Annotated in this window: 25 protein-coding genes and 2 pseudogenes; 14 read left to right on the forward strand and 13 right to left on the reverse strand. The window is 66.9% G+C overall.

The features are described 5' to 3' along the window. Window positions 1–27 precede the first annotated feature (27 nt). From ACEL_RS00555 to ACEL_RS00565, 3 genes are read right to left on the reverse strand one after another with little or no spacing between them, the layout of a single operon-like run. Window positions 28–942, reverse strand: coding sequence for a 1,4-dihydroxy-6-naphtoate synthase (locus ACEL_RS00555; protein WP_011718945.1), 915 nt, complete (start codon window positions 940–942; stop codon window positions 28–30). Then, on the reverse strand, window positions 939–1673 hold the full coding sequence (gene mqnB / locus ACEL_RS00560) for a futalosine hydrolase (protein WP_011718946.1): 735 nt from the start codon (window positions 1671–1673) through the stop codon (window positions 939–941). The genes ACEL_RS00555 and mqnB overlap by 4 nt, the downstream gene beginning before the upstream one ends. After that, window positions 1670–3115: an MFS transporter gene (locus ACEL_RS00565; RefSeq protein WP_011718947.1), complete on the reverse strand. Its 1446-nt coding sequence runs from the start codon at window positions 3113–3115 to the stop codon at window positions 1670–1672. Before ACEL_RS00565 ends, mqnB begins: the two co-directional genes overlap by 4 nt. Window positions 3116–3395: 280 nt before the next feature. Between ACEL_RS00565 and ACEL_RS12865 the strand changes: the two are divergent. Beyond that, a pseudogene (locus tag ACEL_RS12865) lies at window positions 3396–3983 on the forward strand (DUF3027 domain-containing protein); the annotation flags it as partial. Between the two features lie 60 nt (window positions 3984–4043). Here the strand turns inward: ACEL_RS12865 and ACEL_RS12870 are convergent. Further along, on the reverse strand, window positions 4044–4331 hold the full coding sequence (locus ACEL_RS12870) for a DUF2530 domain-containing protein (protein WP_148204488.1): 288 nt from the start codon (window positions 4329–4331) through the stop codon (window positions 4044–4046). Between the two features lie 166 nt (window positions 4332–4497). Between ACEL_RS12870 and ACEL_RS00575 the strand changes: the two genes are divergently transcribed. The 3 genes from ACEL_RS00575 to thpR all read left to right on the forward strand — a co-directional run bounded on the left by ACEL_RS00575 (window position 4498) and on the right by thpR (window position 6895). Next, the gene (locus ACEL_RS00575) at window positions 4498–4917 is read left to right on the forward strand and encodes a MarR family winged helix-turn-helix transcriptional regulator (RefSeq protein WP_011718949.1); all 420 of its coding nucleotides are present in this window, start codon (window positions 4498–4500) and stop codon (window positions 4915–4917) included. A gap of 5 nt (window positions 4918–4922) precedes the next feature. Beyond that, a complete protein-coding gene (locus ACEL_RS00580; RefSeq protein ID WP_011718950.1) occupies window positions 4923–6212 on the forward strand; it encodes an MFS transporter in 1290 nt (429 codons plus the stop codon). A 110-nt stretch (window positions 6213–6322) separates the two neighbouring features. Next, a complete protein-coding gene (thpR, locus tag ACEL_RS00585) occupies window positions 6323–6895 on the forward strand; it encodes an RNA 2',3'-cyclic phosphodiesterase (RefSeq protein ID WP_011718951.1) in 573 nt (190 codons plus the stop codon). 21 nt (window positions 6896–6916) lie between these two features. Here thpR and ACEL_RS00590 read toward each other — a convergent pair whose 3' ends face one another. From ACEL_RS00590 to ACEL_RS00605, 4 genes are all read right to left on the reverse strand, one after another. Beyond that, on the reverse strand, window positions 6917–7888 hold the full coding sequence (locus ACEL_RS00590; protein ID WP_011718952.1) for an aldo/keto reductase: 972 nt from the start codon (window positions 7886–7888) through the stop codon (window positions 6917–6919). 4 nt (window positions 7889–7892) lie between these two features. Further along, window positions 7893–9110, reverse strand: coding sequence for an MFS transporter (locus tag ACEL_RS00595; protein ID WP_011718953.1), 1218 nt, complete (start codon window positions 9108–9110; stop codon window positions 7893–7895). Window positions 9111–9147: 37 nt separating this feature from the next. Beyond that, complete coding sequence (gene serC, locus ACEL_RS00600; RefSeq protein WP_011718954.1) at window positions 9148–10281, reverse strand: phosphoserine transaminase; 1134 nt, start codon at window positions 10279–10281, stop codon at window positions 9148–9150. Window positions 10282–10441: 160 nt separating this feature from the next. Then, window positions 10442–11548, reverse strand: coding sequence for a citrate synthase 2 (locus ACEL_RS00605; RefSeq protein WP_011718955.1), 1107 nt, complete (start codon window positions 11546–11548; stop codon window positions 10442–10444). A gap of 240 nt (window positions 11549–11788) precedes the next feature. Between ACEL_RS00605 and pdxH the strand changes: the two genes are divergently transcribed. Next, complete coding sequence (gene pdxH, locus ACEL_RS00610) at window positions 11789–12463, forward strand: pyridoxamine 5'-phosphate oxidase (RefSeq protein ID WP_011718956.1); 675 nt, start codon at window positions 11789–11791, stop codon at window positions 12461–12463. A 199-nt stretch (window positions 12464–12662) separates the two neighbouring features. Here pdxH and ACEL_RS00615 read toward each other — a convergent pair whose 3' ends face one another. Together ACEL_RS00615 and ACEL_RS00620 are read right to left on the reverse strand one after the other, a co-directional pair. Beyond that, window positions 12663–13361 (reverse strand): hypothetical protein, encoded by a 699-nt coding sequence (locus ACEL_RS00615; protein ID WP_011718957.1) that lies wholly within the window; start codon window positions 13359–13361, stop codon window positions 12663–12665. A 101-nt stretch (window positions 13362–13462) separates the two neighbouring features. Beyond that, window positions 13463–14116: a UdgX family uracil-DNA binding protein gene (locus ACEL_RS00620; protein WP_011718958.1), complete on the reverse strand. Its 654-nt coding sequence runs from the start codon at window positions 14114–14116 to the stop codon at window positions 13463–13465. A gap of 87 nt (window positions 14117–14203) precedes the next feature. On the opposite strand from ACEL_RS00620, the gene ACEL_RS00630 reads away from it, so the two are divergent. From ACEL_RS00630 to ACEL_RS00650, 4 genes are all read left to right on the forward strand, one after another. After that, window positions 14204–15637, forward strand: a complete 1434-nt coding sequence (locus ACEL_RS00630; RefSeq protein ID WP_049751310.1) for an O-antigen ligase family protein — start codon at window positions 14204–14206, stop codon at window positions 15635–15637. Between the two features lie 742 nt (window positions 15638–16379). Then, entirely contained in the window at window positions 16380–16748 is a 369-nt protein-coding gene (locus ACEL_RS00640) for a hypothetical protein (protein ID WP_041834846.1), read from the forward strand. A gap of 6 nt (window positions 16749–16754) precedes the next feature. Continuing rightward, the gene (locus tag ACEL_RS00645; protein ID WP_011718962.1) at window positions 16755–17192 is read left to right on the forward strand and encodes a hypothetical protein; all 438 of its coding nucleotides are present in this window, start codon (window positions 16755–16757) and stop codon (window positions 17190–17192) included. A 95-nt stretch (window positions 17193–17287) separates the two neighbouring features. Further along, window positions 17288–17602, forward strand: coding sequence for a hypothetical protein (locus tag ACEL_RS00650; protein ID WP_041834847.1), 315 nt, complete (start codon window positions 17288–17290; stop codon window positions 17600–17602). Window positions 17603–17669: 67 nt separating this feature from the next. Here ACEL_RS00650 and ACEL_RS00655 read toward each other — a convergent pair. Then, a pseudogene (locus ACEL_RS00655) lies at window positions 17670–17816 on the reverse strand (IS630 family transposase); the annotation flags it as partial. A 251-nt stretch (window positions 17817–18067) separates the two neighbouring features. On the opposite strand from ACEL_RS00655, the gene ACEL_RS00660 reads away from it, so the two are divergent. Continuing rightward, window positions 18068–18463: a hypothetical protein gene (locus ACEL_RS00660; protein WP_011718964.1), complete on the forward strand. Its 396-nt coding sequence runs from the start codon at window positions 18068–18070 to the stop codon at window positions 18461–18463. Window positions 18464–18492: 29 nt separating this feature from the next. Here the strand turns inward: ACEL_RS00660 and ACEL_RS00665 are convergent, their stop codons facing one another. Further along, a complete protein-coding gene (locus tag ACEL_RS00665; RefSeq protein ID WP_011718965.1) occupies window positions 18493–18798 on the reverse strand; it encodes a hypothetical protein in 306 nt (101 codons plus the stop codon). Between the two features lie 182 nt (window positions 18799–18980). On the opposite strand from ACEL_RS00665, the gene ACEL_RS00670 reads away from it, so the two are divergent. Further along, the gene (locus ACEL_RS00670; RefSeq protein WP_049751311.1) at window positions 18981–20156 is read left to right on the forward strand and encodes a methyl-accepting chemotaxis protein; all 1176 of its coding nucleotides are present in this window, start codon (window positions 18981–18983) and stop codon (window positions 20154–20156) included. Window positions 20157–20481: 325 nt separating this feature from the next. Next, the gene (locus ACEL_RS00675; protein WP_011718967.1) at window positions 20482–21909 is read left to right on the forward strand and encodes a glycoside hydrolase family 3 N-terminal domain-containing protein; all 1428 of its coding nucleotides are present in this window, start codon (window positions 20482–20484) and stop codon (window positions 21907–21909) included. 60 nt (window positions 21910–21969) lie between these two features. Here the strand turns inward: ACEL_RS00675 and ACEL_RS00680 are convergent, their stop codons facing one another. Further along, the gene (locus ACEL_RS00680) at window positions 21970–23379 is read right to left on the reverse strand and encodes a glycoside hydrolase family 16 protein (protein ID WP_011718968.1); all 1410 of its coding nucleotides are present in this window, start codon (window positions 23377–23379) and stop codon (window positions 21970–21972) included. 494 nt (window positions 23380–23873) lie between these two features. Here ACEL_RS00680 and ACEL_RS00685 point away from each other — a divergent pair, with 494 nt between their 5' ends. Next, the gene (locus tag ACEL_RS00685) at window positions 23874–25262 is read left to right on the forward strand and encodes an ABC transporter substrate-binding protein (RefSeq protein ID WP_011718969.1); all 1389 of its coding nucleotides are present in this window, start codon (window positions 23874–23876) and stop codon (window positions 25260–25262) included. 124 nt (window positions 25263–25386) lie between these two features. Further along, the gene (locus ACEL_RS00690; protein WP_011718970.1) at window positions 25387–26349 is read left to right on the forward strand and encodes a carbohydrate ABC transporter permease; all 963 of its coding nucleotides are present in this window, start codon (window positions 25387–25389) and stop codon (window positions 26347–26349) included. Window positions 26350–26354 lie beyond the last annotated feature (5 nt).

The following is a 26354-nucleotide window of genomic DNA, read 5'->3' on the forward strand; positions in this document are numbered from 1 at the left end:
CCACCGGCCCGGCGGGTTGCACCGACCCTAGATCAGGGGCATCAGCAACTGGTCGGGCACAGCGGGAACCAACCCGGCGTCCGCGGCACGGGCGAGGAGATCGCGCACCGCGGCGTAACCACCCTCCCCTAGCTCGACTGTGAAGTCGTTGACGTACAGCGCGATGTGCCGCGCCTGCACGGCGGGGTCCATCTCCTGAGCGTGCTGCGCCACGAAATCAGCGGACGCCGACGGATGCGCCCGGGCGTACCGCACGGACGCCCGCACCACGTCGGTGATCCGAGCGACGTCCAGCTCACGGCGTGCCACGATCGCGCCGAGCGGGATGGGCAGACCGGTCGTGCTCTCCCACCACTCACCCAGGTCCGCCAGGCATTCCAAGCCGTACGCCGGGTAGGTGAACCGGGCTTCGTGGATCACCAAACCGGCGTCGATCCGGCCGTCCCGGACCGCCGGCATGATCTCCGCATACGGCAGGACGCGAATGTCCGCGACGCCGCGGCCGCGCGCCCACATCCGGAAGAGCAGGTACGCCGTGGTGCGCTCGCCGGGTACTCCGACCACGGCGCCGCGCAGGTCACGCCGTCCGGCCGTCAGGACCAGGGGTCCGCACCCGCGGCCAAGCGCGCCGCCGGTGGGCAGCAGCGCATAGCGGTCCAAAAGCCACGGCAGGGCGGCGTACGAGACCTTGACGACGTCGAACTCTCCGCGCTCTGCGGCCGTGTTCGTCACGTCGACGTCCGCGAACGTCACGGCAACCGGTGGTGCGTCCGGCAGGAGTCCGTGCACCCAGGCGTGGAAGACGAAGGTGTCGTTTGGGCAGGGCGAGAATGCGATCCGGAGCAGGCGGCCGTCCGGGAGCGGCGCATGGTCGTTCGGCAGGTTGAGCAGCTGGGACGACGCGCCGCCTGCCTGGGACGACGCGCCCGCGCTCGGCGTCATGGGCACCCTCCGTCGATCTCCCGTGCCGCGGCCTGACCGGATCCGTCGTTGCACCACGCCGCGCCGAGTGCCGCGAATGCGTGCTCCAACCGGCGCAGCGCGCCGGGGATATCCCACGCTCGGCGGTCCCGCCGCCCAACCCGGTTGCTCACCACCCGCAGTTCGCCGTACCGAACGCCTGCGCGGGTCGCGGCGACGGCCACACCGTAGCCCTCCATCGCCTCAGCGACGGCGCCGGGGTATCGCCGCCGCAGGTCATCGGCGTGCGCGTCCGTGCCCGTCACCGTGTTCACGGTCAGAATGCCGCCGATCACCGGCGCCAGTCCGGCGTACCGAAGCGGTCCGGTGAGTTCCTCGACGACCGGCGGGTCGATCGCGTTGGCTGTCGTCGCAATTCCGAGGTGCTCCAGCGGGATGAACCCGTCGGGGGACATGGCGCCGAGGTCGGCCGGGTGGACGGCGTCCGCGACGACGATGTCACCGATGCCGGCGATACCGATGCCGCCGGCAATACCGGTGCAGATGACGAGCGAATAGTGCCGGCGTGCTAACGCCGCGGCCGTCGCCGCCGCGGCTGCCGCACTTCCCACGCCGGCTACGAGAATGTCCGCTGTCGCGGTGTGCCGGACGTTCGCGGAGCCCTGGGGGTGCGGCTGCGCACCGTCCAGGCCTGAGGCGACAGCGTCCGCCTCGGCGGCGACGGCAGTGATGATGAGCCGCTTGACGCTCATCGGCGGGGGCTTTCGTCGGCGGTTCGTGCCGGTGCGTGGAGCCGCTGCGCTCGCAACGCCTGCAGCCCGGTTTCGACGCTGACCCGCAGTCGGGTCACGGTGGCAAGGAAGAACACCGCCACGATCGCCGATCCCAGGGCCAGACCGAGCGTGCCGTTGGACGGCAGGACGAGAGCGAGAAATCCACCGGTCACCCAGGACAACTGCAGTACGGTCTCCGACCGGGCGAACGCCGAGGTCCGGACGGCTTCCAGCACGTCGCGTTGGATGACGGAATCGAGTCCCAGCTTCGCCAACGACTGACAGAGGTCGGCGACAAGGAGGGCGATCGCCGCGGTGGCCAGACCGAACCAGACCGCGCTGAGAATGCCGACGATTCCCGCCGCGAGGAGCGACGCGACGACCAGCGGCTCGGGATGGCGCCCCTTCAGCCAACCGCCGAGGAAGGTGCCGATGAAGCTGCCGATCGCGGCAGCCGCCACGATGATCCCCAGGTCGACGTTCTCGCTGAAGACCCCGAGCGGGTGGGTCCGGATGAGGAAAGCGAGAAACAACGTGAGAAATCCGGCGAAGATGCGAAGTCCGGCGTTTGCGCGGAGCATGACCGGCATGCGCGGTCCCACACCGCGCAGCGGCGGGAAAATACGGTGATAGAAAGTGCGCTGCCGGTTCTCCCGCGGGGTGCGGGCTCGCACCGGCATTTCCCCTGCAGGGACGTCGACTCGCGGGGGCAGACGGAACGCGAAGAATGCGCCGGCAAAGTACACCAGCGTGGCGATGCGCAGCGTGGTCGACGGCGATCCTGTCATCCAGTTGAGTGCCTGCCCGATCGGCGCCCCGACGGTTGCACCGATAATTCCCCAGAGGATGAGCCGGGCGTTTGCGCGGACCAAAGTGAGGTCCGGGGGCAGCAGCCTCGGTACGACTGCGGAACGCGACACGCCGTAGGCCTTGGAACAGACCAGAACTCCGAATGCCGCTGGATACAACGCGAATCCACCTTTGGTGGCTACCGCGTCAGCGATGACCCAGGCAAGGAAAGCGCGGACGATTTGGGTCGTCGCCAACGCCATGCGTCTGCCGTGCCGGAATCGGTCCAGAATTGGCCCAACAATCGGCGCAACCACGGCAAACGGCGCCATCGTGATGACAAGGTAGAGCGCCACCCGGCTGCGCGCTTGATGGACGTCGACGGCGAAAAAGAGCGTGTTGGCGAGCGCCACTGTGAGCATGGCGTCGCCCAGGCTGTGAATGGTGTGGAGGTCGATGAGGTTCGCAAGTCCACTGCGCCCCGCGCCGTCCGCCCGGGTCGCTCGATAAAAATGGGTGCCGACAAAGGACGCCGCCCGCGCCACGCCGGTGCCGATGCGTCGCAGTCCACCGGCTGCCGCGGCGGCGGCGCGGGAGAGCCGCGCGGCTGGGCGGTGGCGGAGGATCGTCACGGCTCAAGTCAACTACGCGGAGCGGTTTCGGTGACTGCAGGACCGTGGGAGAATCGCTGCCGTGCCTGCAACGACTGACGGGGCGCCGCCGCAGGCGATCGGCTCCCGTTCGACCGCGTACGCCGCGCGCTCTGCTGACGAGACGCCTGCGCACGGCCCTGAGCGTGGGAGCGAGTCCGAGGCTGGGAGCGAGTCCGCGGTGACCGTCCCGCTGGATGAGGTGTGTGCGGCTGCCGTGGAACTGGCGCGCGGTGCGGCCGCCGAGGTTGCCGGCGCGGAGATGGTCGGCGAACACGAGGGTGTCGAGGCAGACGACGAACACGTCGTCACCCATTACTTCGCTTGCCGAGAGCGCGGCTACGTCGGGTGGCGGTGGGCCGTCACCGTCGTACGGGCGCCGGACTCTGACCGGGTGACCGTGAACGACGTCGTGCTGCTCCCCGGCGCGGGTGCGCTGCTGCCGCCGCCGTGGATCCCGTGGACGCAGCGGCTACGGGCAGGGGACGTCGGGGTCGGCGACGTCGCACCGACCGCGGAAGACGATCCGCGCCTCGAGCCAGCCGAGGTGAGCATCGGCGATCCGCGGTTGCCGGACGACGAGGTGAGCGCGGACCTCCTGCTCGCGGAGTTGTGGCTGGGACGCCGCCGGGTGCTCTCGCAACACGGACGCAGCGAAGCGGCGCAGCGGTGGTACGCCGGCGAGCACGGACCACGGGCCGCGATCGCCCGCGCGGCGCCGTATTCCTGCGGCACATGCGGGTTTCTCGTGCCGCTGTCAGGAGCACTGGGTCGGCTGTTTGGCGTCTGCGCGAACGAAGTCGCCCCCGATGACGGGAAGGTGGTCTCGTTCGACCACGGGTGCGGTGCGCACTCCGAGGCACTTGTCGTGCCGAGTCAGCCCCATCCGCTTCGTCCGTCGCCGGATCCGTCAGGTGTGGCGGTCGACGTCGGGACGACCGAGTCCGGTGCGGTTACTGATCCGTCGAGTGCGGGTGCGGTGCTGCACCGTGAGGAAGAGCAGGCCCCACAGGCCCAGAGCGACGCCGCTGACGGCGACCCAGAACCACCAGCCGGCGCCGTGCTGGACGAGGGTCGGGCGCACGATGAAGAGCGCGATCGCGGCGAGCGCCCATAGTCCGGTGCCGATGGCAATCGGGGGGAACGGATTTACCGGCAACGGCTTCGGCGGTTCGCCGACGTCCGATCGTCGAGACACGGGCCGAGACTAGCGGAGCGGCACGGCTGAGGCTAGCGGAGCGGCACGGCTGAGGCTAGCGGACGCCGGGGTCCGCACGAACATCCACAATCTCCCACCCGCAGGGAGCGGTCCACAATTACTTAGCAAAGCTAATGACGTATGCTAAGTAAATGTGACGGCCACGATGAGCACGCGCGAATTGGCGAGCGAGCTGCGGGTTTCGTTGATGCGCTTGGTCCGCCGACTCCGAGCGCAGCGACCCGACCACGGCCTCACCCTGACCCAACTCTCCGCCCTCGGCACGTTGGAACGACTCGGCCCGATGCGGATCGGTGAACTTGCCGAGCGAGAGAAAGTGCAGCCCCCCTCGATGACCCGGACCGTCGCCGCCCTCGAGGAACGCGGCCTGGTCACCCGCACCACCGATCCCACCGATCGACGCAACGTGGTCGTCGCCGTGAGCCGGCGCGGCCTCGAACTGCTTCGCGATGACCGGCGCCGCCGCGAACAATGGCTGGCCGCCCGCCTCGCGGAATTGAGCGACGACGAACGTGCGCTGCTTGCGCGCGTCGCACCGATCCTCGACCGGATCGCCCGATCGTGAACGGGATGTTCCGGGCCCTTGCGGTCCGCAACTACCGGCTGTACGCCACCGGCCAACTGGTCTCCAATACCGGGACGTGGATGGCCCGGGTCACGCAGGATTGGCTCGTTTACCACATCCTGACCCGCGATAACAGCTTTGCGCTCGGCGCCGTGACAGCTCTGCAATTCCTGCCCACCCTGCTTTTCGGGATGCACGGAGGCCTGCTGGCCGATCGCTACCCGAAGCGTAGGGTCCTCGTCGGCACCCAGAGCGCGATGGCGCTGCTCAGCATCGTGAGCGGCGTTCTCATCGCGACGCACGTCATCGCTCTGTGGTCCATTTCCGTCATCGTGTTCCTGTTCGGCATCGCTTCTGCGTTGGACATGCCGGTCCGGCAGGCCTTTGTCGTGGAAATGGTCGGGCGGGAACTTGTCCAGAACGCGGTGAGCTTGAATTCCGCCACGTTTAATGCGGCGCGCCTGATCGGTCCCGCCGTGGCGGGCGTGCTCATTGAAGCTTTCGGCACCGCGCCGTCGTTTTTCCTCAACGCCGCCTCGTACCTCGCCGTCATCGGCGTCCTCGTCGCGATGCGCGCCGACGAGCTTCGGGTCGCCCCCCGAGTGGGACGGCGCGCCGGTCAGCTGCGGGAGGGATTGCGCTATGTCGCAGAGCATCCGGAGCTCGCCATCCCGATCGCCTTGATCGGGCTGGTCGGCACGTTCGGTTTGAATTTCCCAATCACCAATGCCTTGATGGCCCGCGGGGCCTTCCATCAGAACGCCGGCGGCTACGGGCTTCTGTCGACCACGCAGGCGATCGGCGCGGTGATCGGTGCATTGGCCACGGCACGCCGACGCCGGCGGCCGCGGTTGCGCCTCCTCTTCGGATTGGCAACAGTTTTTGCGTTGTTCGAAGGACTTTCCGGGCTTGCGCCCAGTTATCTCATCTTTGCCGTACTCCTCATCCCGATCGGCGCAGCAGCCATTGCCTTTGCGACGTCGTGCAATTCCAGCGTGCAATTGGGCGCCAAGCCGGCGATGCAGGGACGGGCGATGGCGCTGTACGTCACGGTGTTCACCGGAGGAACTCCGGTCGGCTCCCTGCTGGTCGGTTGGCTCGGCAATGTTCTGGGACCGCGCGGGACGTTGGCCGTTCAAGGCCTGATCTGCGTCGTCAGTGCTGTCGCCGTGGCTGCTGTCTATGCCCGTCGCCTCGGTTGGCGACGGCCGCCTTTCACCCGCAGGCGCCGCCGCGGTGGTCTGACCGCGGCCGAGATCGCGGAACCCACGCTTGCGGATGTGAGTACTCGGTGACAGGTCCACCCGCCCGGTCCGGTGAGCCGGCCCGGGTCTGGTGAGCCTGGGCCGGCGCGCGTCCCGGCGGGTTCGGCGCGTGGGGGTATGACGCCGTTCACCATGGACGTGTGCGGGTATTTGCGGCCCTGACTCCGCCGGCGACCGCGATCGACCACCTCGAACATGCGTTGCTCGGCGTGCGGCGGGACGACGTCGAGTGGCGGTGGGTGCTTCCAGACCGCTGGCACCTCACGTTGGCCTTCTACGGCGAGGTGTCGGAGTTCACTGCGGATCGGGTTGCGCTACGCCTTGAGCGGGTCGCCGGCCGGCAAGCGCCGTTGCAGCTGTGCTTTGCCGGGGTTGGTGCTTTTGACCGGCCATCGCGCGCCCGGGTGATCTGGGCGGGAGTGCGGACGATCGCGGACGACGGCAGCCTGGCGCGGTTGGCCGACCGATGCCGTGCCGCCGGTCGCCGGGCCGGCGTGACGATGCCGCAGACCGATCGGGGTTTTCGGGCCCACCTGACCCTTGCCCGTGCCCGCACGAATCCGGTGGACGCGAGGGGTTTTCTCGCCGCGCTGGCCGGCTATACGGGGCCGGTGTGGACGGCGACCCACCTGCAGCTGATCCGCAGCTTTCTCGGTCCGGTGCCCCGCTACGAAACGCTCGGATCGTGGCCGCTTAGCGACGGCGCGTCGTGACAGCGAGGCAGCGACGGTCGCTTACCACGCATAGGCTTCGGGGGCTTCGCCTCCCGGGCCGGGCCAGATCTCGTCGAGCCGGGCGAGAGCCTTCTCGTCGAGCCGGAGTTCCGTGGCGCGCAGTGCCATGTCGAATTGATCGACGGTCCGGGGGCCGATGATCGGCGCGGTGACGCCCGGCTGATGCAACAGCCAGGCTAGCGCTACCGCCGCCGGGTGTTCGCCCAGCTCGTCGCAGAACGCCTCGTACGCCTCGACTGCACTGCGCCGGCGCTCGAGTTCCTCAGTCGCACGGCCGCCCTTGGACCGCTCCTGATCGGTGCGGCGGAGCACGCCGCCGAGAAGCCCGCCGTGGAGCGGGCTCCATGGAATCACTCCCAGGCCGTACGCTCGGGCTGCCGGCAGCACCTCGAGTTCGACGGTACGTGCGGCCAGGTTGTACAGCGACTGTTCGCTGATCAATCCGAGGAAATTCCGCCGGCGAGCTGCTTCTTGCGCCTGCGCGATGTGCCAGCCGGCGAAATTCGACGATCCGGCGTACAGAATCTTCCCTTGCAGACGCAGCACTTCGAAGGCTTCCCAGATTTCGTCCCAGGGCGTTTCCCGGTCGATGTGGTGCATCTGGTATAGGTCGATGTAGTCGGTGCGCAGCCGGCGCAGCGATGCATCGCACGCCCGGCGAATGTTCAGCGCGGAGAGCCGGCCCTCGTTCGGCCACTCCCCCATGTCGCCGTACACCTTCGTGGCGAGCACGGTGCGCTCGCGCCGTCCACCGCCCTGGGCGAACCATTCACCGATGATGGTCTCGGTCCGCCCCTTGTTTTCACCCCAGCCGTAGACGTTGGCGGTGTCGAAGAAGTTGATGCCGTGCTCGTGCGCCCGGTCCATGATCCGGAACGCCTCCGCCGGTTCGGTGACCGGCCCGAAGTTCATCGTGCCGAGACAGAGTCGGGAAACGCGCAGTCCACTGCGGCCGAGATGTACGTACTCCATGCCGTCAGCTTCGCACAGCCGAGCTGACGAGCTGACTCCGCCGTGGCGACGGGGTACGGGAGGCGGCGACCGCGAGGAACCCGAGGAGGGTGAAGACCGGGACAAGGAGCATCGCCGTGTGCGAGCCGACATGGTCGGCGAGTGCGCCGAGGGCGAAGGGCGCGAGCCCGATCGCCGCACCGCCGCCGAGCGAGGCGTAGCTGGTCGCCAAATCGGGGTGACCGTCGGAGGCCCAGACGATCCGGGCGATGGCGAGCGGGTAGTGCAGGGCGATACCCAGCCCGGTGAGGAAGAGGCCAAGGTAGGCGACCGGCAGGTGATGCGAGTTCCAGAAGACGCCGAATCCGATAAGTGTCAGCACGAAGGCGCCTGCGAGGAGCCAGTCGGCGGAGTATCGCAGCGCGAGCGGGCTCGCCGTGAGCCGTCCTACCGTCATGCCGAGAACGATGAGCGTCACCCCGGCGGTCGCCGACGCTGTCGAGGCGCCGACGTGACTGTGCAGGACGTCCGACGTCCAGATCGTCATGGAGAACTCGATGGACGTCGTGAGGATGAGCACAGTGCAGGCGATCCAGAATCTGCCCGGCATCCGAGGTCGTGGGGTGCCGCGGCGGGTAGGGATCGGTTCCGGCGGGGTGGTTGACCGGGCGAAGACGAGGAACGCGCCACCGGCGCAGGCCACCAGGATCAGCATTCCCGCCCGCCAGCCGAGGTGGGTCGCGATGGCACCACTGAGCGCAAGCGGAGCGAGGAGCCCAATGCCGGAGCCGATCCCGGTTCCCTCGGTGACCGCCGCGGCGCCGGCCGGTCCCGGATGGTGGCTGCTGAGGATGGCGGTGCTGAGATTGCCGAGCAGGACGCCGCCGAAACCGCCAAGAATCGAACCGGCAAGGGTGAGTGGGAGGAGCGGCACTACCACCAGCAGGACTATTCCGGCGCACATTGCGGCCAGTGCGGACCACAAAAGCCGGCGTCGTCCGAGCCGGTTGATGAGCGGGGGCGCGAGGATTCCGACCAGGACGCCACCGACGGCCATCCCAGTGCCGTGGAGGGCGGCGACGGCCCGGCTGACGTGCTCGTCCGAGCGGAGCAGGTTCACCGCCGGGGTGAAGGCGTAGAGGAAATATCCGTACAGCGCGAATTGGGTGTACGCGAGCCACGTAATGCGGTCGCGCGGGTAAGACACACGCGCCGTCGCTGGTTCGGCGGTGTCTTCCGTCATCGAGGTGTCGCGTGTAATCCGTGGTTTCTTCGCAGAGTCAACGCAGTCGCGTCACGACATAGTCGATGCATGCGGTGAGAGCGTCGACGTCGTCCGGATCGATGGCGGGGAACATGGCAATCCGCAATTGGTTGCGACCCAATTTCCGGTACGGCTCGGTATCGACGATGCCGTTGCGGCGAAGGATCGCCGCAACCTTGGCCGCGTCGACGTTGTCGGCGAAATCGATAGTGCCGACGACGTGCGACCGTTGAGCAGGGTCCGCAACGAACGGCGTCGCATAGTCGCTTTTCTCTGCCCAGGTGTACAGCCGCTGGGCGGAATCAGCGGTCCGCGCCGTAGTGAACGCGAGACCGCCGCGTTCGTTCATCCAGTCAATCTGGTCGGCGAGCAACCAGAGGGTCGCGAGCGCCGGGGTGTTGTAGGTCTGATCCTGCCGGCTGTTGTCGATGGCGATGGAGAGGTCAAGGAACGCCGGTATCCAGCGTCCCGTCGCGTGGATTTCCGCCACCCGGTCAATCGCCGCAGGGGACATCAGGGCAATCCAGAGCCCGCCGTCTGAACCGAAGCACTTCTGCGGCGAGAAGTAATAGACGTCTGTTTCGCGGATGTCCACGGCCAATCCGCCGGCTGCGGAGGTCGCGTCGACGAGAACGAGCGCATCGGCGTCCGCACCGCTGACCCGCTGGATCGGCATCATCACCCCGGTGGAGGTTTCGTTGTGCGTCAACGCATACACGTCGATCCCGGCCTCGGCCTGCGCCCACGGATGCGTGCCCGGCTCGCTCTCGATGACCGACGGTTTGTCGAGGAACGGTGCTTTCCGCACGGCGGCGGCGAATTTGCTGGAGAATTCGCCGAAACTGAGGTGCTGCGAGCGGCTGCGGATGAGGTTCGCTGTGGCAATGTCCCAGAACGCGGTGGCGCCGCCGTTGCCCAGCACTACCTCGTAGCCGTCCGGCAGCGAGAAGAGGTCTCGTAGTCCGTGCCGGATTCGTGCGACGACGCTCTTCACTCCGGTGCGGCGGTGCGACGTGCCGAGGTAGGTCGTGCCGGCGGCGGCGAGGCCGGCGACGGCTTCGGGCCGGACTTTCGACGGGCCGGCGCCGAAGCGGCCGTCCCGCGGTTTGAGGTGGTCGGGAATGGTGATGTCGGGTGTGGCGTCCGTCACGATCGCTCCAAGGGTTCGGGGATCGGCGATTTCTGCTCACCGGCAGTAGGTCTTGCCGGGCGGTTCAGCTGTTCCCCGCCGATCAAATTACTGCTCACCGTGGCGACGCTGCCAGGTCTGATTCTGCCAGAGCGGCGTCGATCACCCGTCCGGGGTACGGTCACCCGTGTCGTCGAATCGCCGCGTCCCAACCGGGAACGGAGGACGCCGGGCGCGGGCCGTGACCGACATACCGCGCTGTCGGTCGTACCAGCCGGCCGCTGCGTTTTTCCTCCAGAATGTGGGCGCTCCAACCGGCGACCCGGGCGCAGGTGAACATGGCGGCGAACATATGCGCCGGCACGCCGGCCAAATCCAGGACCAGCGCAGCCCAGAATTCGACATTCGTTTCGATCGGGCGGTCCGGCCGGCGGGCCCGCAATTCGGCCAACGCCGCCTGCTCGAGTGCGTAGGCTGCGTCATAGTGCGGCGAGCCGAGCTCGCGCGCCGTACGACGCAGCACCCGGGCGCGCGGATCCTCAGCCCGGTAAATGCGGTGCCCGAAACCCATCAACCGCTCATGGCGGTCGAGCACGCTCTTGACGTAGCCTTCGGCGTCGCCGGTCCGTTCGACCTCCTCGACCATGTGCAGCACCCGGGTCGGCGCACCTCCGTGGAGCGGGCCGGACATGGCGCCCACGGCTGCCGAGAGCGCCGCGGCGACATCGGCCCCGGTCGATGCGACCACCCGTGCGGTGAAGGTCGACGCGTTCATGCCGTGCTCGGCGGCCGAAACCCAGTACGCGTCCAATGCCTTGACGTGGATGGGATTCAGTTCTCCGCGCCAGCGCAGCAGGAACTGCTCAACCGCCGTCCGGCCCTGGTCCACTTCCGATTGGGGTACCGGCGGCAAGTCGCCACGCGCCGACTGCGCGACGTAGGAGAGGGCGGTCACTGAGGCTTGCGCAAGCTCGTCACGCGCCTGCTGCTCGTCGATGTCCAACAAGGGTTTGAAGCCCAGCTGGGGGGCGAGCATGGCCAAGCCGGCTTGGACGTCGACCCGCACGTCGCCGGACCGATGTGGTAACTCCAGCGTGTTGAAGGGTGGAAGACCCGGGGTGAAGGAATCGTCCACCAGGAGTCCCCAGACATCGCCGTACGAAACCCGCCCGACGAGTTCTTCGATGTCGACCCCTCGGTAGCGCAGAGAGCCCCCATTTCTATCCGGTTCGGCGATTTGGGTCTCGAACGCGACAACTCCTTCTAGCCCCGGAACGAAGTCAGACATTGGTTCTACTCCTGCCTCGCGCAGCCGCCGGATCGTGGACCCCTTCATTCTCCCGCTAACCTGCCCTTGACAGCGCCGGGGTCCCGCGGTCGGGGGCTGCGGGACAAAGCGACGGTCATCACCCTTCCGGCGTCCGTCCTGCCGTCGGCCGCGGGAGCTAGGGACCGGCTGGCTGACCGATACCTGCCCGGCAGGCGGAACCGCGCTCCGGCGTCCGACACCGATGCCCGAGGAGAGCCGATGCGACACGGCACACACACCGGGTCGAACCCTTATGCCGAGGCTTACGTCGAGGTCACTGCCGGCGGTCTTGCCGAGACCGACCTGGCAGCCGATCCGATCGAGCAGTTCCGGCGCTGGCTCGCCGATGCGATCCGATACAACCTGCCGGAACCCACCGCGATGGTCGTCGCGACCGCGGACGCCGACGGCCGGCCGAGCAGCCGCCACGTCTTGCTCAAGAGCGTGGACGACGGCTTTGTCTTCTTCACCAACTACCGGTCCCGGAAAGGACGGGACCTTTCGGAAAATCCCTCGGCAAGTCTGTGTTTTCCGTGGTTTGCCATCGGACGGCAAGTCGTGGTCTTAGGCACTGTGACGAAAGTCACCCGCGAGGAAACTGAGGAATACTTCGCGAGTCGGCCTCGGGACTCACAGTGTGGCGCATGGTCCAGTGAGAATCAGTCGTCGGTTGTTCCGTCGCGCGCCTGGCTTGATGAGCGATACGCAGAAGTTGCTCAGCGGTTTGCCGGCGTCGAACACATCCCACCGCCGCCATTCTGGGGTGGTTTCCGCGTGATACCCGAGACGGTGGAGTTCTGGCAGGCCCGGCCGGCCCGCATGCATGATCGATTGCGTTATCGGCGGACAGCGGATGGCGAACGACCGTGGATCATCGAACGGCTCTCGCCGTAGGCGGAGTTGGCCGACTGCGGGTGTGGGGTTGGTCAGTAGCTGGCCGCTTACCGGGTCGACGAGCGCCTGGGACATCCGCCTCGCAATCGCTCGTGCCGGGGCTCGTGCCGGGTCGGCCGGCCGCTGGTGTGGGATTGGTGTCCGTGACGGTATCCGCGGCAAGCGTCGTCCGGTTCTTCGGCGGTCGCCTGGTGGATGGTCAACGCGGGCGGATTCTCACCCATGTCGCATCCGCGTGCGCGAGCAGACGGCCATCGCGGTCGAAGATTGCAGAGACGGTGAGAGCAGTCCGTTCGGCGCGCGCACGGAGTTCTCCCACGATCACCACGTCTTGGTCGACTTCCGGAACGTCGAGGATTCGGGCCCGGATGCGCCCAAGGACCATCGGCCGTCCGGCGATGTCCGCGGACCAACCACTGGGACAATCAAGGGCGGCCCAGACGAGTTCGGGTGGTGTTCCTCGGTGTCCGCCACCGGCGACCCGCCAGGTCGTCGCGACCCGACCCGGCCCGACGGGACCCGGGCGCAGACGCAGGCCCCTTGGGTTCCGTGGGCCGCACACAAAGCAGGTCGGGAACGGGTGATCCACCGCCCCGGCGTACCGTGCCTCGGCGGTCCGGGCGGTTCCCCAGTCCACCGGCGCAGGTGCCTCGTCGGGCGGCTCGGCCGCTGCGGCCTCCGCCAGAAGGTCGGTGCCGTCGAACAGTCGGATCACTTCGTCTTCGATGACGAGGTGCAACGGCTTTCCGACCGGCGTCGGCCGGTTCAACCGCACCTGGCAGGCGCCGGCGCCGGGGTGCGCGGTGGCCAGGCGTCCGGCGAGGTAGCCGCCGTTCGCGCAACCCGGGGGACCGCAGAACGTCGGGTCGATAGGCGGGAATTCCCGGGTTTCGCTCATGGATGGTTGCGCCTGCCGTTCACGGACACCGCCGACTCCGACCCGGGCGGGATTGACCGGACATCACCGACCCCCACCGACCGGGCTTGGCTCCCTGCTGGTCAACCAAGAACCTCCGCGGCCAACCGAAGATCGGCGACAAGTCCCTGATACGCCGCCTCCCGGTCGTCCGCGCGCAGGACCGCGGACGGGTGAATGGTGGCGAGAAAGAACTTGTTTACCCGGACGGCGTCCTCGTGCGGCGGTGCGGGCCATGGCAGCAGCGCGCCTCTGGTCCGATTGACCCGAAAATCCGGCCCAAACAAGGCCCGTCCGGCCGTAGCGCCGAGGGCGACGATGATGTCCGGATCGACGATGGCCAGTTCGGCGGCAAGCCACGGCCGGCACGCTGTGATTTCCCGTTGGTCAGGTGTTTGGTGAATGCGCCGCGCGCCCGGCCCGTCCTGACGGAATTTGAAGTGCTTGACCGCATTGGTGACGTAGGCGGCCGCTCGGTCGATGCCGACCTCCTCGAGGGCGCGGTCGAGGATATTTCCGGCTGGTCCAACGAAGGGCGCCCCTCGGCGGTCCTCCTGGTCACCGGGTTGTTCGCCAACGAGCACGATTCGTGCCGTAGGCGGGCCGCTGCTGAAGACGGTCTGGGTCGCGTTGCGATACAGCGGGCAGCCCTGGCATCCGCGGGCGGCCCTCCGCAGCTCGTCCAATCCGGCACCGGTCGGCACCCACCGGGCCGCTCCTGGATAGTCAGCTGTCATCTGACGCTCCGCCGCTTGGCACGCGCCGTCCGCCCGCTGCTACGACGTCCGCCTTCGATCGCATCGTTCCGGTCGGATAATCCCGCAGTGGTCGTAGGTACGGCAAGCGGGGAGCGTATCGACGACCGTGCGCTCGCGGTCGAGTGCGTCGCGGTAGGCCTCGGCATGGCCGTGGCTGGCGGGGCCTTCGCCCCTCCAGCGGCAGCCGTCTTCGCCGGGGTCGCGATTGCGCTGCTCATTGTTGGTCTGGTCCTGCTTCCTACCGCGCGCCTCCTCGTGCGATCGCGGCTGTCGTACGCCGTCCTTGCTTTTGCTGCGTGGTGGACGGCGTCCGGTCTCGCCCATCACGACGGCATGGTGGCAATGCGGCTTGCGGCGGGGATGGTCGGGTCGGTTGCGGCGTACGTCGTGGTAGGTGCCTTGACCACGCGGGGCCGGGAGTTGGTCGCGGCCGGGTTCTTGGGCGGAGCGGCGATCCTCGCCGGGACCGGCTTGATCGACGTGAGCGTCGCGATGGCAGCCGGCCGCGGTCCCTTTGATTCGTGGCTGCTGACGGACGAGCGGTCCGTGCGACTGGCGGGTCCACTCCACTACCCGGAGGCGTTCGCGCTCTGGCTTAGTTTCTCTTTCCTGGCGGGTGCGCTCGTGCGGACTCGCCGGGTTCAGCCGCTGGTCTCGCTTTCCCAGGTGGTTGTCGGCTGCGGAATTCTCGCCTCCGAAAGCCGGGGTGCCCTTGTCGCGTTCGCCGCGGCGCTCATCGTGGCCGGCCGTCGGCTGAGCCGGGCCACGCGGAACGCCGTTGTCGCCCTTGCGGTCTGTGCGCCGTTGGTGCTGGCCGCGCAGCGGCTCGCGGGCGCGACGGCCGTGCTGTATCCGCTCTCTTTAGCGGCCGCCGTTCTTACGGTGCTCCTCATCGGACGCGGTCTGCTCGTCCGCGGACGTCTCGATCAGCGACCGGCGAACCGGTGGCGTGATCGTGTCATGGCCGCAGTGCTTCGCTTGCGGTGGCTGATCGGTGGAGTCTGGTTGGTGACCACCTGCGGTCTGCTTGTGACGCAGCGTCGCTGGGTCGACGGTCTGGATCCGAGTTGGTGGCAGCGACTTCGGGTAGCCAAGGCCGCAATTCACCTGATCAGCGGGCACGTGTGGAGCGGGCTTGGACCTGATCCCGTTTTCCGTGCGCCGACCGCGACCGGCGTCCCGGGATGGGCGTACTTCACGCACAACGAGTTCTTGGAGATCGCGCTGAGTCTCGGCATTCCAGGCTTGGTGGCGGTGGTGGCCCTCGCAGCGTGGGTGGCCTGGCGGCTGCGACCGCACCGGATCGGACTCGCTGTGCTGGCAGCAGTGGTGGTGGCCGGCTTGTTCGATTTCGGGTGGCACTTCCCGGTACTCGGCTGGGTGGCGGCGAGCGTCGCGGCTTGCGAGGTGGGTCAGCGGCGACTTAGACGGCAACCATTCGGCGTCTGGTGTGCTCGGAACTGTCGTCGTGTTGTGAAATCCTGCACACTGGCGGGGTGAGATCTGGACCCTCCCCTGCGTGGAGGCGCTGAGCGGTGGCCAGTCGAGGCACGCCGCGTCGGGAGGACGTCAGACGCTACCCGTGCCCATGGCCAGGGCATGCGCGCCGCGACGTGGTGCCCCACGGCGTCGTGCGGAATGACGCTGGCGAGGTCACCCGGCAGCGGTACATGTGCTCGTCCGGAACGACCAAGGCACACACCACCCCTGTGCGGAAGACCACCGACCGTCTGGACCTCGCTGGTCGACATCCTTTGACGTGTCAACCGTTGACCTGCCCCCCGGCCCGGGAGGAGCATTCCAACTGTCGCTCCGTCTTTACGGAGGGCGAGATGAGACAACTTGCATGGGCTATGGCCGCACTCCTTCTGACGGGCTTGCTGGCCGCCCCTGCGGACGCCGCTCAGGGCCCGGGGAGCGAACCCGTCGTCGTCGCCGGGCCCACGACCTGGGTGGATCACGGAACCCGCGTCAACGGGTCATGCGTCAACAGCTCGCCGGTGCTGTCCCTGGCTCCTGGACAGTACTCGGTGAGTGCGACCGTCACGGGCGCTGACGCCAGCACCTGTTCCGTGACGTGGCAGATCGGTGCGGCGACGACGGTCCGGGCAGCGGACCCCGCTCGCCCGGCCGGTGGATCCTCGGTCGAGGAACCGGCCAAGGTCGTCGCGGTCCCGCCCGTCACCGCACCGGGTGCGGTCAGTCCGGCGGCGACGTATTCGGGGTCGGGGTACGAGCGGGCGTGTTGGAGGACGTCGTCGGGTTGGAGCTGAACGAGGCGAGGAGCAACATCTCGTTCTCCTACAACGGCTCCTGCGTGACCAGCGCCTCCGGGTCCGGCTACTGGTGGTGGCGGTCCGGAAGCGGGTGGGAGCCGCCAACCAACAAGGGCTCGTGGATCAGCACAACCTGCAACAACGCGAAGGTGTGGTCACAGGCGGACTACCGCAACACCGGGTTCTGCCTGGGGTACACCTCCAAGACGCCTTTCCGCGGAGTGACGGTCCAGGGCCGGTATGACGGTTACCTGTTCGGGTGGGTGGACAACTGGTGGTGGAACGCGTGCCTGCCGTTCAGCTTCCACTCCCAGCTGGTGAGGCTCACCGGGTAGGCGCTCGTGATCATCCTGGTCGGCGCCGTCCCGGTGGTCGTACTTGCTGCCCTCATCGTCAGGGCGCGGGTCAGCCCGGGTGCCCGGGAGGCCGTCGTCCGATGGTGCAGGGTGGCCTGCCTGCCGCTGTGGCTGGTGGGGACGGTGTTCGCGGCGTGGTCCTCGTGGGGCACGTCCTCACCGGGACGGCTTGTCGGTGTGCTGACGATACCGACGGCGCTGTGCCTGGCCGGGTCGCTGCTGCCGGCCGGGCGCTTCCACGGCGCTGCTGCGTGGACACTTGTCGGCCTTCTGCTTCTGTTCGTCACGGTGGCGGGATTCTCGGTCGGCCTGTACTACCTGCCGGCCGCTCTCGTGCTCCTGGCTGCGGCGGCCCTCGGCGGACCCGATGAGGTCATGCGTGGTCGCCCCAGAGGTTCTCGAGCTCGGCTCAAGGGGGGCTAGCGGTCGCAGAGACGCGGCGATGCGAGCGGGTCGGGGGACGCCGAGCGGGCTCGTGCAATGTGTACACCATCTTGCCGCCCTGCCGCGGCAATAGAGTGACCGGAGGCCTCCGGGCCTACCTCGACGACGCGCACGACCTGCTTGAGCTGACGCTGCCCCGCCCGGTCCGCGTCAGCGATCTGAGTGGTGACGGGCCCTTACCGACCTCGGGCACGGTCGTCGTGCTCGTGAACCACGCGAACGTCGACCGGGTCGAACAGGCGAGTTCGCGCTACCGGGCCGCGGGGATCGAGCTGTGCGCGGTTGACCCCGACGGGCTGGCCACGGAGAGCACCAAGGCGAACCTCGGCACCCATCCGCCAATCTGCTCAGCTCTCCGACGTCCAAAGACTCGAGTGGCCAGTGGGTAGGCAACCCATGCCATGGAAGGCCAGCGAGCGTTAGATAGCGCGCGTTAGCTAGTGGTCCGTCTCAGTTTCAGCTGACCCGTTGGTCGAGTGTGGCTCGGGCGCGTTGGACCTTGGTGAAGATGGACTCGGCGGTGGCGGTCCACACGTAGGGCTTCGGGTCGTCGTTGTGGGCGGCGAGGTAGCTCTCGATGCTGGCGATCAGGTCCGGGACGCTGCCCCTGTCCGCCCGGTAGCTCAGGTGGAGTTGAGCCACCCAGCGGGGGCTTGGCCAGTACCGAGCCTCTCGCGAAATGGCTGGGCGTGGGAGTGCCGGCAGGTGTGTGAGGTGAATTATCAACAACTGAGCACGCCAAACGCCGAATGATGTTGGCAAATCCGGAGGACATCGCGTGGTAGAAGCCACGAGATAGCGGGAATGTCCACCACACTGAGCGTGGATTGATCCGAGGAAGGACGTGCGACGCCATGTTGGTCATCGGGCTTTTGATCGCAGCAGCGGCCGCGGCGTTCGGCGCTGTCGTCACCGTTGAGGACTGGGGCGGTTCGACGTACGCCGTTCGCGGCTTTGGGCATCACCTCGCGAATCTCACGCTGGCTGAGATCTTCCTTGCCGGGGTGATACTCTGCGGGATATTTTTCTTCGGATTGTGGCTGTCGAGTCTGTCGTCGACGCTGCACCGGCGGCGATCACTGCGGCGCCGGGCCGAGATGCGGTCGTTGCGTGAGCAGTACGAAGAGGTCGTCGCGGAGCGGGATCGGCTGGCCCGGGAGCTCGAGGCGCAGCGTGGCCGGACCTCGGACGCCGCGGCGTACCCGCGGGAACCGCAAGTCGAGCGGGACGACGCCCACCGGCTTGGTTGACGATCCGCCGACCAGGCGGGCCCCGCAGCTCACGGATTCGCGGCGGTTCGCAGCGTACTGATCGCTGTGCTGGGAGGCAGCGCCTGCCGAACCGGGGCATCTGCCGTTGCTCGGTCCGGCCGGTCGGCGGGTTCGCTCATCCCTGCCACCGACGCACTTGCGTCGGCCGCTGCAGGATTCAGGGTTGACGCGTTCCGTTGCGGCCCAGCGGTTCGATCAGCGGTCACCCAACGCTCAAACCGCTCGAGCGCCGCCATCAACGCGAAGAACGCCAGAGGAAGGCCGAGGAGCGTGCCCGCCAGCACAGCGAGTACGTGGCCGAGCCCAGCGAGCATCCGCGCACCTTCTCCCGCTTCGTCGTCGTGTCAGCTACTTCGACGTCACGAAGAATGACCTGAATGGCGACGTTCGAAACGTTACTCGCCTGCACGCTTACTTTTTTCGGCGGCGCGCCGAAACAGGAGACGAGTGCGCGGCTCGTCGCGCGGAACGGAGAGGCATGCCCCCAAGACGTCATATGGTCCAGACCAGTCGAGCTCAGCTCCTCGACTGGCAGCGCCGATTGCCGCTTCCGGTGAAGTTTGGGCTCGCGTTTGCCGGCGCCACCCTGCCGTTTCTCATCGGACTGGCCGTGATCGCCATGTGGGCGGACGCCAGTCCGGAACACGTTCGGGACACGGCGTTCGTCACCCTCGGCGTTGGCGCCGCGGCAGCGGCAGTCGCGAGCTGGCGGTTGAGCCGGGCGGTCGTGGTCCCGATGCGACGGGCGATCGACGTGCTCCGGGAAGCCGCCGCGGGCAACTTGACCCGTCGGCTGCCCGGCGTCCGCCGGCGTGACGAGTTCGGAGCGATGGCCCGCGCACTGAACACCATGCTGGACGCCGCTGCGGACGCGTTCTTTGCGGTCACCACGGGCATTCGCCTGTTGGCGCAGACATCGGGCCGGCTCGCGCAGACGGCGACCAAGCTGGCCGACTCAGCGGATCGCGCGTCGGATCAGTCGACTCTTGTCTCCTATGCGGCCGACCAAGTCAGTTCGAACGTGGTGGGAGTGGCCGGCAGCTCCGAACAGATGGCCGCGGCGATCCGCGACATCGCGGACAACGCGAGCCGGGCCGCGGCGGTGGCAGCGGAGGCGGCTGCAACCGCGGAGCGGGCGGACAGCACGGTTGCCAAGCTGGGTGAGAGTTCGGCGGAGATCGGCAACATCCTCAAGGTAATCACGTCGATCGCGCGCCAGACACACCTCCTCGCGTTGAATGCCACGATTGAGGCAGCGCGCGCCGGCGAGGCTGGGCGAGGCTTTGCCGTGGTCGCTGCCGAGGTGAAGGATCTTGCCGATGCGACCGCGCGAGCCACCGACGACATCGCTCAAATGATCAAGACTATCCAGGACGACGCCGCCGAGGCGGTTACGATGATCAGGCAGATCAGCGCGGTGGTCGACCGAATCAACGACTTTCAGTCCACGATTGCCGGGGCGGTCGAGGAGCAGACCGCATCGAGCAATGAAATGACCCGCGCGATCGCTGGTGCCGCCGCGGCATCCGAGGACATCGCGGGCAGCATCGTCGGCGTCGCGGCGGCTGCGTTGGCGACCGCCAGCGGGGTCGGCGACACCCGGCTCGCATCGGCGGATCTGGCTCACACCGCTAACCAGCTCGAAGGCGTGGTCCGCCGGTTCCGCTACTAGTCCGGGAACGGCTAGTCCGGGGAACCGGCGAGCGTCGCCGCCTGCGCTTACCGTGGATCGGTGTGATCGCCGGTGGCTCTACCTGGATCGCCGACCGTCGCCGCCTGTGGTCGGCGTCGGTTGTGTGCGTGACCGGCTGCCGGTCCGTTGCGATCGGCGCTTGAGGGCACCGGTGGCCTCCCGCTCTCCGAGGGGGCGCTGCGGCTCCGCGACTGTCCGTCGTCGTGGTGCTCGCCTGTCGCGCCCACACCGCGTATCCTGCTCAAAGGTCTAGACCTATCTCGGTCCTGCTCTGTCGGTGGCCAGCGGCGAGGCGGAGGTACCCATGGACGTCGTTCAGCTCGTCAATAGCTGCCTGTTGCCCGGCTTTGCCGGTGGTGACCAGTTACCGGACTGGGTACGCCGGGCGCTCGACCAGGGACTCGCCGGCGTGGCGATTTACGGGCACAACCTCGTGGACGACGGGTCGGTCGCCCGCATTGCGCAGGCCGTTCACAACACCGCGCCGGATGCACTGGTTGCCCTCGACGAAGAAGGCGGCGACGTCACCCGACTCGAATATCGGACGGGTAGCTCCTACCCGGGCAATTTGGCGCTCGGCGTGGTGGACGACCTCGAACTGACGGCACGTGTCGCGGCGGCGATCGCAGCGGATCTCGTTGCCGCAGGAGTGAATTACAACCTGGCGCCGGCCGTCGACGTGAATAGCGATCCGCGAAATCCAGTCATCGGCGTCCGGTCGTTCGGCGCTGATCCCGACAAGGTGGCGGCGCACGGTGCGACGTTCATCACCGCCATGCAGTCTCGGGGAATTGCAACCGCAGCGAAGCATTTTCCGGGACACGGCGCCACCGTTGCCGATTCGCACCACACGCTGCCAGTGATCGACGTCGATGAACCGACCTTTCGACGGCGGGATTTGCCGCCGTTCGTCGCGGCGATCCAAGCCGGCGCAGCGAGCATCATGACGTCACACGTTGTCTTTACCGCGCTCGACGCTGATCTCCCGGCCACTCTCAGTCCACGCCTGCTGCGCGGCCTGCTTCGCAGTGAACTCGGCTATTCCGGCGTCGTCGTGACCGATGCGCTCGACATGCGAGCCGTCGCCGATACGTGGGGAATAGCCGGTGCGGCGGTTCGTGCGCTTGCTGCGGGTGCGGACCTGCTTCTTGTCGGCGCTGTGGACGGCGAGCGCTACTGCGCCGAGATTCACGCTGCGGTAACCGACGCGATTGCGGCTGGTGATCTGACCGTGGAGACGTTGGAGGCAGCCGCCGCGCGCATCCGAGCGCTGCGGGAATTCGCAGCTGTTCGTCGCGGAGATTCTCGTCGTGCGGATGGCCGTGGCGGGCGTGACAGCGGCCTTCTCGCTGCACGACGCGCCCTCCAGGTGCGCGGCGACGTGCACATTGCGGAACCAGCTGTCGTCGTCGAGTTACGGGCTGCCGCCAATCCTGCCGTGGGTGAGGCGTATTGGAGTCTTGCTGACGCCCTCGACAGATTTGGCCTCCTTGCGGAACGCATCGCTGTTCATGACGGAAGTCCGCATGCGGACGAGATAGCGGCCCGCGCCCAGGGACGTCCGCGGTGGTCGTCGCGGTCCGCGACGCCTATCGGAGTGCGTGGCAGCGCGACTGGGTGCGCGCTTTTTTCGGCGGGCGTCCGGACGCTGTACTGGTGGCCGTCGGAATGCCGAATGATGCGGAACTCTCTAACGGGCGTGTCCTGCTTACCTTCGGCGCAGGCCTGGTGAATATGACGGCGGCGGCGGAGGTCATCGCCGGCCGGCGATGACCTCCGCCGCGGTTCAGCCTCAAGGCGCGAAGGTGAACCAGTTCACGTTGACGAAGTCCTGGCCGGAGCCGGTGACGAACTTGAGGAAGACGGTATGCACACCGGTCGTTCCACTGATGTTTGCCGGTACGGTCCGCCAACTCTGCCAGCCTCCGGTATTGGCGATGGCAAAACTGCCGATAGCGGGGTTGTTCAGACTGTCGAGATGGACTTCGACGAGACCGCTCACTCCAGCGGCGGACCCCGATGCGACGCGGGCCTTGAATTGAGTGAGCGGCGTGGAACCGAAGTCGACATTGTTGTACTGCAGCCAGTCGCCGTTGCCGATCCAGCCGACGTCCAGGCCGCCGCCGGTGTCCGAGCAGGGTTCGGTCTGCGTACCCGATTGGGCCGCGTAATTCTCCGCCTGGATGGTCGACGTCGCGGACACCGTGCCGCCACCACCGCCGCCACCACCACCGCCGGTCTGGTACACCGCAACCCAGTCGATGCTCATGCCCGCGCCCGATGTGGTTGCGGCCGTCGGGGTCGTGCATCCGCAGACACCGTTGGGGAAACCGCCGCCCATCGCGACGTCAAAGATGAGGAAGAAGCCGTGGTCGATCGCATTCTGCCAGGTCGTTGGGTCCATCTGACTTTCGTTGATGGTGTAATTCAGATTTCCGTCGACGTAAAACCGCAACTGCTCGGCGCTTGTGTTCCGTCGGTCGACAATCACCGCGTACGTGTGATAGCCGGTCTGACAGCCGCTGCACGCGACGAGCCCGCTCCCCAAACCCGATGTCTCGTTGCACGGTCCGCCCGGATTGACCCCGCAGTGCAGGGTCTGTGCGACCTGCGATCGGGCATTGACGTCCTCCATGATGTCCAGCTCGCCGATGCTCGGCCAGTTCGTCGCGCCAACGGGACGGGCGGCTGCACCGAGGGCCCAGAAGGCGGGCCAGTACCCGAGTCCGCTCGCCGGGTTTGGTTGTTGCAACGACGCGATGATCTCCAGTTGGCCGCCGGGTGGCGCAGCGAAGTCTGTCCGTTGCGTCTCGATCCGTCCGGAGGTCCAGCTGCCGTTGGCGTTGCGAATCGGCTTGATCACCAGATGGCCATTGCCGTCCTGGTAGACGTTGGCGGTTGAGTTGGTCATCGTCTCGACTTCACCGGTTCCCCAATTCGGTGCGCCGCCCGGATACCCGGTTCCGGTGTCATACAGCCAGTTCGCGGTGTTGACCCCGCTGCCTGCCGGTCCGGTGAAGTCGTCGCTGAAGACCGTCGTCCACCCCGATGGCGGCGACGGTACAGCTGCTTGCGCCGGCTTGGATACCGGCAGGAGAAGCGCCGCCGCCGGCAGCGCTGCGATCAGTGTCCGCCCGAGCGACCACAAGGATCGCCGCGACTTCCCCCGTTTCTCCCGCTTTGCGAAGGTCTTGCGGTGCATGATGCCTCCGATGGTGAGAGAAACTTCTTCCGCCCTCTTGTGAGAGCGCTCTCACAGAGATTAGGCTCCCTGTCGGCCGAAGGGAAGAGGGGAGAAGGATGAATTGGTCGGAGCGCCTGTTCCGGGAGCGGCCCGGAGGCACGTCGGGGGTACCCCGCTGGCGTGGCTGGACCCGCCGTGGCCGTCGCTCCGGTTCCCTACATGCGCATTGCGCCGGCGTGGGGGCCTGCTGTGCACGCGGCCCGCGGTCGGAAGGGGCGGACAGAGGCAACGTATCTGGTCAGCGCCATGCGCCACTGGCGGCCGCGCACCGCCCCCTATGCTCAAGCCGGTGGGAACGTTCCGCCGGACGCTCTTCGCAAAACGGACAGGAAAAAGTCTCGAATTGGCAACGATTTCCCCGGACGGGGTTGACATCGGGCGCACGACGCGGCGATGCTCACCTCGTCAGGGTGGGAACGTGACCACACCTACGGTCTTCCTCAGGAGGCTCTATGTTCATGACACACAGGCGGACACGCCTGGCACTCGGGGTTGCAGCAGTCGCAGCCCTGGCTCTCGCCGGTTGTTCCTCCGGCAAATCGACCAAGTCCGCAGCGTCAGGTTCGCCATCGAGCGCGGGCTCATCCAGCCCGGCGGCGAGTGCGTCAGCCAGCGCATCCGCCAGCGGTGCTTGGAACTGCGGTGACGGCGGTCAGAAGATCACCCTCAAGATCGGACTCTTCGGAAACTTCGCGTACAAGACGGCAGGTCTGTACGACCAGTACCAGAAGCTCTGCCCGAACATCACGATTCAGGAAGACGACATCGAGCAGAGCTCTGACTACTGGAACAAACTCAAGACCAACCTCGCCGCCGGCTCTGGTCTGGACGACATCCAGGCGATTGAGGTCGGTTTCGTCGCCCAGGTGACGGCGAACTACGCCGACAAGTTCGTCGACTTCAACACTGTTCCGAATGCCGACAAGATCAAGTCGACGTTCTTCCCCTGGAAGTGGCAGATGGCGACCTCAACGGACGGCAAGACCGTCGGTCTGGGTACCGACGCTGGTCCGGAGGCGATGTGCTACCGCCACGACCTGCTTCAGCAGGCTGGTATGGACGCCGACCGCGACAAGCTCGCTCAGGACTGGGCGACCTGGGACGACTTCATCAAGTTCGGTGAGCAGTACAAGCAGAAGACCGGTAAGGCGTTTATCGACTCCACCGGCAGCATCTTTAACGCCGCGGTGTACCAGAGCTCCGAGGCCTACGACAACGCGCAAGGCCAGCCGGACGTGGCGAACTCCCCGGGTGTGAAGGCCGCGTGGGACCTCGCTGTGAAGGCGGCTCAGGCGGGAATCACTGCAAAGATCAACCAGTGGACGCCGGAGTGGAACCAGTCGTTCGCCAGCGGCCGGTTCGCGACCATCTCCTGCCCGGCGTGGATGCTCGCCTACATCACCTCCCAGGCCGGTGACGCCGGTAAGGGCAAGTGGGACGTGACGTCGCTGCCCGGCGGTTCGGCCAACTGGGGTGGTTCGTGGCTCGGTGTGCCGAAGGGTGGCCCGCACGAGCAGGCCGCGATCGCCCTCGCCGAGTGGCTGACTGCGCCGCAGCAGCAGCTCACCATGTGGAACTCGCAGGGCTTCTGGCCGTCCTCGCAGGTCGCGGCGCAGGACCCGTCGGTGCAGAACAAGACCAACGAGTACTTCAACAACGCGCCGATCGGCCAAATCTTCGGCAAGGCTGCGTCTGAGCTGAAGATGCCGCCCATCGGTCCATACGACACCGACATTCAGAGCGCCCTCGACACCGAGCTCGGCAACATCGACCAGAACCACAAGGATCCGACGAAGGCGTGGAACGACGCCCTTGCGAAGATCAAGCAGATTACGGGCTGAGCCCTACTGACGGTGTCCTAAGGCACGCCTGCCGGCTGGGCAAGCGACTTGCCCAGCCGGCAGGCTTCCCACCAGAATTCCGAACAACAAGAAATTCAGCACACGGACCAAGGAGACGGCGCCAATGACGGCCGTGCACGAGACTCACTCAATTTCTACTGTGCCGACCTCCTCTCCACGCCGCCGTCTTCGTCCACGGATCGCCCTGATCGGGTCGAAGGCCGCCTACGTCTATGTAGCGCCGTTCTTCATCCTCTTTGCTGTCTTCGGCTTGTACCCACTGATCTACACCGGGTGGGTCTCGCTGCACGACGTCAGCCTGCTCAACATCAACAAGATGACGTGGGTGGGCTTCAAGAATTACACGTCTCTCTGGCACAACCACTTCTTCCTGAACGCGCTCGGCAACACCATCACCATTGGCATCATTTCCGCCGTTCCGCAATTGCTGGCCGCATTGGGCATTGCGCACTTGCTGAATTACCGCATGCGGGGATCCCTGATGTTCCGCATCGCAATGCTCATGCCTTACGCAACCTCGGTCGTCGCCACGACGCTCATCTTCAGCCAGCTCTTTGCCCGTGACACCGGGTTCATCAACTGGTTCCTCGGCCTCTTTGGCGTCAGTCCCATTAACTGGAACAACGGCCCGAAATATCTCTCCCAGCTTGCGGTCTCGACGATGGTCATGTGGCGGTGGACGGGATACAACGCTTTGATCTATCTCGCCGGCATGCAGGCCATTCCATACGAGCTGTATGAAGCGGCCGCCATCGACGGAGCCAACCGGTGGCAGCAATTCATGAAGATCACAATTCCGTCGCTGCGGCCGACGATCCTCTTCACCGTTGTGGTCTCCACGATCGGGTCGATGCAGTTGTTCGCCGAACCGTACCTGTTCAGCAACAACACCAACGGTGGCGGCAGCGGTCAGTACCAGACGCTGACGCTCTTCCTCTACCAGCAAGGCTGGCAGTACAACCACCTCGGTTATGCCGCAGCCGTGGCGTGGACGATGCTGGCAATCATCGTCGTCCTCGTCCTTATCAATGCGGGCTTGACCAACCTGCGGGCGCGGAAAGGTTAGAGGCG

It is taken from the genome of Acidothermus cellulolyticus 11B (assembly GCF_000015025.1).
In the GTDB taxonomy this organism is placed as follows: domain Bacteria; phylum Actinomycetota; class Actinomycetes; order Acidothermales; family Acidothermaceae; genus Acidothermus; species Acidothermus cellulolyticus.

Bases quoted from the DNA above. Each gene is read 5' to 3' on its own strand.
- ACEL_RS00620 (WP_011718958.1), bottom strand. From the start codon at position 14,116: ATGACAGCTGACTATCCAGGAGCGGCCCGGTGGGTGCCGACCGGTGCC.
- ACEL_RS00575 (WP_011718949.1), top strand. From the start codon at position 4,498: ATGAGCACGCGCGAATTGGCGAGCGAGCTGCGGGTTTCGTTGATGCGC.
- ACEL_RS00555 (WP_011718945.1), bottom strand. From the start codon at position 942: ATGACGCCGAGCGCGGGCGCGTCGTCCCAGGCAGGCGGCGCGTCGTCC.
- ACEL_RS00605 (WP_011718955.1), bottom strand. From the start codon at position 11,548: ATGTCTGACTTCGTTCCGGGGCTAGAAGGAGTTGTCGCGTTCGAGACC.
- ACEL_RS00685 (WP_011718969.1), top strand. From the start codon at position 23,874: ATGTTCATGACACACAGGCGGACACGCCTGGCACTCGGGGTTGCAGCA.
- ACEL_RS00660 (WP_011718964.1), top strand. From the start codon at position 18,068: ATGTTGGTCATCGGGCTTTTGATCGCAGCAGCGGCCGCGGCGTTCGGC.
- ACEL_RS00665 (WP_011718965.1), bottom strand. From the start codon at position 18,798: ATGCTCGCTGGGCTCGGCCACGTACTCGCTGTGCTGGCGGGCACGCTC.
- ACEL_RS00595 (WP_011718953.1), bottom strand. From the start codon at position 9,110: ATGACGGAAGACACCGCCGAACCAGCGACGGCGCGTGTGTCTTACCCG.
- ACEL_RS00580 (WP_011718950.1), top strand. From the start codon at position 4,923: ATGTTCCGGGCCCTTGCGGTCCGCAACTACCGGCTGTACGCCACCGGC.
- ACEL_RS00690 (WP_011718970.1), top strand. From the start codon at position 25,387: ATGACGGCCGTGCACGAGACTCACTCAATTTCTACTGTGCCGACCTCC.
- ACEL_RS00615 (WP_011718957.1), bottom strand. From the start codon at position 13,361: ATGAGCGAAACCCGGGAATTCCCGCCTATCGACCCGACGTTCTGCGGT.
- ACEL_RS00590 (WP_011718952.1), bottom strand. From the start codon at position 7,888: ATGGAGTACGTACATCTCGGCCGCAGTGGACTGCGCGTTTCCCGACTC.
- ACEL_RS00680 (WP_011718968.1), bottom strand. From the start codon at position 23,379: ATGCACCGCAAGACCTTCGCAAAGCGGGAGAAACGGGGGAAGTCGCGG.
- ACEL_RS00670 (WP_049751311.1), top strand. From the start codon at position 18,981: ATGGTCCAGACCAGTCGAGCTCAGCTCCTCGACTGGCAGCGCCGATTG.
- ACEL_RS00675 (WP_011718967.1), top strand. From the start codon at position 20,482: ATGGACGTCGTTCAGCTCGTCAATAGCTGCCTGTTGCCCGGCTTTGCC.
- mqnB (WP_011718946.1), bottom strand. From the start codon at position 1,673: ATGAGCGTCAAGCGGCTCATCATCACTGCCGTCGCCGCCGAGGCGGAC.
- pdxH (WP_011718956.1), top strand. From the start codon at position 11,789: ATGCGACACGGCACACACACCGGGTCGAACCCTTATGCCGAGGCTTAC.